The organism is Ferruginibacter sp. (genome assembly GCF_031430955.1).
Classification (GTDB): Bacteria; Bacteroidota; Bacteroidia; order Chitinophagales; family Chitinophagaceae; genus Ferruginibacter.
The window spans coordinates 1-4,846 of sequence record NZ_JANPCM010000008.1; the positions used below are offsets into that span (position 1 = coordinate 1).

The following is a 4,846-nucleotide window of genomic DNA, read 5'->3' on the forward strand; positions in this document are numbered from 1 at the left end:
CCCCACTTTTGCCAAACCCCCTTCTGGCTGTAGTACATAACCAAATTTTTGAGTTTAATTACAATTAAAAATACTCATTGATTCTCTTAAATTATCAGGCGAATATCCAAACGTTAAAGATTTTTTGAAATAACCACAAGCTTCTTTTTTATTTTTCAAGTTATAATAGCAATTTGCTAATTTAAAATAAAAAATTCCAATGTATTTTGTATAAATCTCTTTATCAATTACCCTTATTTTTTTATTTGGTTCTTTAATTTTTCCTAAATAGAGTGTGTTTGTTTTATTATAAAAATTTATAGCGTCGCTATATTTTTTTAATTTTAGATAGCACTCTCCAATTTCAAAAGAAAAAGTTGTTAGATTTGGTGATAATGGAAATTTCTTTTTGTTTTCCAATGAAAGTGCTTCTTTGTAATCTTCTAAAGCACCTCTATAGTCATTTAAACGATAGAATCTTAATTTGCCTCTGCTAACAAACGCTTTCCAATTAGTATTATCTTCACTAAGTGCCATTTTATAGTTGGTTAAAACCTCTGAAATTTTAGTATTATTACCTTCGGTTAATATGTAAATTTCATAAATAATATCTGCTTTGGTTTGATAAAATAGGGAAATGGTTTTCTTATCGAATTGAGTTGAGTATTTTAAATTGTCAATATATTTTAAAACAAATTCAGCATAATTCTTGAATTCTTTGTCGTCTTGCCAAACATTTGGTACAAATGAAGCTGTGTAATATTTTTCAATGATTTGCTTTTTAATTGAGTCAGCTACAACTTTTGCCAAATTTTTTCCGTTTTCAATTGCTAATATTGCAAATTTTAATTTATAATAATAGTAAACTCGATTAGTGTAATTATTATTTGATTCTTTAATGTTTGAAATTTTGGATAAAAAAAGAAAATATCTATAATCCAATTTTTCGTTTTCTATTTCTTCAAGAAATTTTTGATAAAAAGTTATATCATTGAAGTCCCAAGAAAAATCTTTAACCTTACCTGTTAGCACTTCGTCTAAATCATTATCGTATATATAACTATCAAGTTTAGATATTTTAGATTCGTCCATTTCTAATAATTGTTCTTTATATTGCGAATAAATGTCATAGCAAGTAAACAACAATAATATAGTTGTGAGAATAGTCTTCATATATTTTTTATTTTAAAAAACAAATTTTTCAAAAGTGCATTTAATTTTTCACAGCAAATTCTAACCTTTGTTTTATACAGTCCGATTTTAGATTTTTAGGAATAGATATTGTGTCATTTTTTAAATGTGTATCGCTTACTTTGCCAATGTAAAGGTTATGGCAATGTTGAACACTTCTTTCCACTAAGCCACAAGCCATATCAATTTGAATTTGTTCAAGTTTGTTATACTCTAAAAGATAATTAGATGTCACTTGTATTTTTGATAAGTCTTCTCCATTTAGCTTGTTTGTAGCATTTATAGTAACTGAAAATAGTAGGTAGTCAATATTGTTAGTTTCATCTTTTGCTACAGAAACTTTTTCTGATTTGTTAAGTATTGTATGGGTACTTTTTAAATATTCACTTTGAGAATCACTTGATTTGTCAAAAATTTTAAAGTCTGTTACTTGGTGGTCTTCTTGATATACTGAGCCTAACATAATTAATGTATTTAGAATTACAAAATTTAAAGTGGTGTAGGCTGTCCGAGGTATCACAGCTAACATATGTATTTACACTAAAATACGCTACTTTTTGCTTAAAACAATTTATGTACAAACTCTGCTACACATTGTCTTACAAAAAAAACTACAGTAGTGCAGTAGCGCAAATACATATTGTCTTCAAAAAATTAAAATACACCCAATAAAAAAATCCCGGTAATACACCAGGATTTTTTCTATTCATTTTTTTACAACTTCTTAATCTTTATATTCCTGTACCAGACCATATTGCCATGATCCTGTAAAGCGATCTTTCCTTTTTTATAAGTACCAAAATCCGGCATGTCTTTAAACTTGCTGCCGGCAATTAATTTTTTCCAGCTATCATCCCACATAGTAGTGCTTACTACATTGGTGCCGTTTAAATACAGATCTAATTTACCGTTGTTACTTTTTATTTCTGCTTCATTCCATTCGCCAACAGGTTTTACAGTTATAGTACTGCAACTAATTAAATCGTACAGGTCACCGGCTTTATGTTTAATTATTTTTCCATCAGGGTGTCCTTCATTGTCCACCACCTGCATTTCGGGGCCGGTTTGCCAGCAGTACTTATATTTAACAGTGTCTTCTTTAATATAAAAAATTATACCACTGTTACCCTTGGCCGCAATTTTCCATTCTAATTTTAAATGAAAGTTATCGTATTCATCGGCCGTGCAAATATCGCCGCCGGTAGTTTGCCAGCCCTCTTTTTTTGTGGTGTCTAGATACAAAGCGCCATCGGCAACTTTCCATGCATCACCGGCAGTGGCTTTGCCGTAGCTGTGCCAGCCGGCTGTAGTTTTACCATCAAATAAAGAAACCCAGCCACTGTCATTGTCAGTTGTTTTCATTTCTGCAGAAGTTGTAGTGGTGTTTTCAGTTTTGCTATCCTGATTATTGTTGCAGGCTATTAAAATTGAAAGTGCAGCGATCGAAACAATAAATTTATTTTTCATCTGTATTAATTTAAAATTTAAGAAAATATTTTTTGCTGCATTTATTTTTCATCTTTCAACAGCATAATATATTTTGCCATAGCTACTGCATCTTCTTTAGATAAACTGCTGTGTGCTGCCATGGGTACCGATCCCCAAACACCCGATCCGCCTTTTTGAATTTTTTCTGCCAGTAAATTAATATTAGCTTCTGTATTTTCATACTTCTGTCCAATTAGTTTATAAGCAGGCCCTATTGATACCTCACTTATTTTGTGGCATCCCCAGCAATCTGATTGAGTGGTTAAAGCCAATCCTTTTTCATAATCGGGATTGTCTGCTGCAGATTTTGTTTCGCCGGTTTTTTCGCTGCTGCTGCCTCCGCTGTTGCATGCAAAACAAAAAACAGCAAGTGAAATAATTAAAATGTTTTTTTTCATCTTTATTTTTTTTATTTATTGTAATCCTAAAATAGTTTTATTAAAATCAGCATTGTTACCTGTTTCTGCAAAATCATCAAATGCTTTTTCTGTAACCCTTATAATGTGGTTTTTTATAAATTCAGCACCTTCCTTTGCGCCATCTTCAGGATGTTTAATGCAGCATTCCCATTCCATTACTGCCCATCCTTTGTAACCGTATTGCGTTAATTTGCTAAAGATAGTTTTAAAATCAATTTGTCCATCACCGGGGCTGCGGTATCTTCCGGCACGGTTAAGCCAGCTTTGGTAGCCACCAAATGTGCCCTGCTTTCCGGTGGCATTAAATTCTGCATCTTTTACATGAAAGGCCCTTATTCTGTCGTGATAAAAATCAATGTATTGTTTGTAATCTAACTGCTGCAAAACAAAATGAGAAGGATCGTATAACAAACAGGCACGTGCATGATTATTTACTTTTTCTAAAAACATTTCGTAAGTAATGCCATCAAAAAGATCTTCGCCGGGATGTATTTCGTAACAAACATCTACACCGCATTCTTCAAAATAATTTAAAATGGGCATCCAGCGTTTGGCTAATTCTGTAAAACCATCATCAACCAAACCGGCGGGGCGCTGCGGCCACGGATGAAAAGTATGCCACAGCAAAGAACCACTGAAAGTAGCGTGGGCATTCAACCCTAAATTTTGCGATGCCTTGGCACCATATTTTAATTGTTGCACAGCCCATGCAGTTCTGGCTGCATAATTACCATGTAATTCTTTTGGTGCAAAGCCATCAAACAAAGTATCATAAGCAGGATTTACTGCAACCAATTGCCCCTGCAAATGTGTACTCAGTTCGGTAATTTCTAAACCACATTCATTTACCAATCCTTTTATTTCATCTGCATAAGTTTTACTTTCGGCAGCTTTTTGTAAATCAATACACCTTGCATCCCATGTAGGAATTTGTACTCCCACAAAACCTAAACTTTTTGCCCAGGTACAAATGTTTTTTAAATTATTGAATGGCGGCTTATCATCCAGAAATTGTGCTAAGAAAATGGCGGGGCCTTTTATTGTTTGCATTGTTGAGTTTTTTGATTCACGCTGGGTTTATATATTTATTTTGGTGGCACGCAGAGGAGCAGAGGGCGCTGAAATTTTTATTAAATATTTCTCTGCAATCTCTGCCTCTCAGCGTGCCAAAATTCATGGCTCTACATAACCATTTGCAATTCTCTTAATGCCCTCTCTTAAAACTTCTACATTAAAATTTATCAGTAATCCTATGGTAATATTCGTAAGTCGCAAATAAGTTTTAAATATTTTATACGCCACTGGCGGAACTGTTTCCTGCGATTTTAATTCTACCAATACTTTTTCTTCCACCATCAAATCGTAACGCAAATCTATATTCATTTTCACATCTTCGTAAATAAAAACAATGGGTTGTTGTCTTTTTACTTTTAACCCACGCTTTGTTAATCTGTAAAATAATAATTCTTCATAAACAGATTCTAATAAACCAGGCCCAACATCTCTGTGAATTCTTATTGATTCCTCAATTATAATTCCTGTAATATCATTTATCTCCATAAAATTAATTTTCTTATCTGCGTCCTCTGCCCCTCAGCGTGCCAACCTCTGCTTCCTCTATACCACAAATTCCTTCCACTTCTCCTCACTCTCCGAGGATGCTACCACATTTTCCACAAACGCCATTCCCCGTATCCCTTCTTCCACTCCCGGAAAATCAAGCCATTCTTCTTTTGGTTTTTCGCCATCAATTTTTGCCCTTACCGTTA

The 4,846-nt window shown here is 33.3% G+C and carries 6 protein-coding genes; all 6 read right to left on the reverse strand.

The window, feature by feature from the left end; all coding sequences use genetic code 11:
• Positions 1–54 precede the first annotated feature (54 nt).
• The 6 genes from ACY65O_RS00235 to ACY65O_RS00260 all read right to left on the reverse strand — a co-directional run bounded on the left by ACY65O_RS00235 (position 55) and on the right by ACY65O_RS00260 (position 4,637).
• Complete coding sequence (locus ACY65O_RS00235; protein WP_462218834.1) at positions 55–1,152, reverse strand: tetratricopeptide repeat protein; 1,098 nt, start codon at positions 1,150–1,152, stop codon at positions 55–57.
• 40 nt (positions 1,153–1,192) lie between these two features.
• Positions 1,193–1,633, reverse strand: a complete 441-nt coding sequence (locus ACY65O_RS00240; protein ID WP_462218835.1) for a hypothetical protein — start codon at positions 1,631–1,633, stop codon at positions 1,193–1,195.
• A 251-nt stretch (positions 1,634–1,884) separates the two neighbouring features.
• Complete coding sequence (locus ACY65O_RS00245; RefSeq protein ID WP_462218836.1) at positions 1,885–2,637, reverse strand: 3-keto-disaccharide hydrolase; 753 nt, start codon at positions 2,635–2,637, stop codon at positions 1,885–1,887.
• Positions 2,638–2,678: 41 nt separating this feature from the next.
• Positions 2,679–3,056, reverse strand: a complete 378-nt coding sequence (locus tag ACY65O_RS00250) for a c-type cytochrome (RefSeq protein WP_462218837.1) — start codon at positions 3,054–3,056, stop codon at positions 2,679–2,681.
• 15 nt (positions 3,057–3,071) lie between these two features.
• Complete coding sequence (locus ACY65O_RS00255) at positions 3,072–4,127, reverse strand: sugar phosphate isomerase/epimerase family protein (RefSeq protein ID WP_462218838.1); 1,056 nt, start codon at positions 4,125–4,127, stop codon at positions 3,072–3,074.
• Between the two features lie 123 nt (positions 4,128–4,250).
• A complete protein-coding gene (locus tag ACY65O_RS00260) occupies positions 4,251–4,637 on the reverse strand; it encodes a GxxExxY protein (RefSeq protein WP_462218839.1) in 387 nt (128 codons plus the stop codon).
• Positions 4,638–4,846 lie beyond the last annotated feature (209 nt).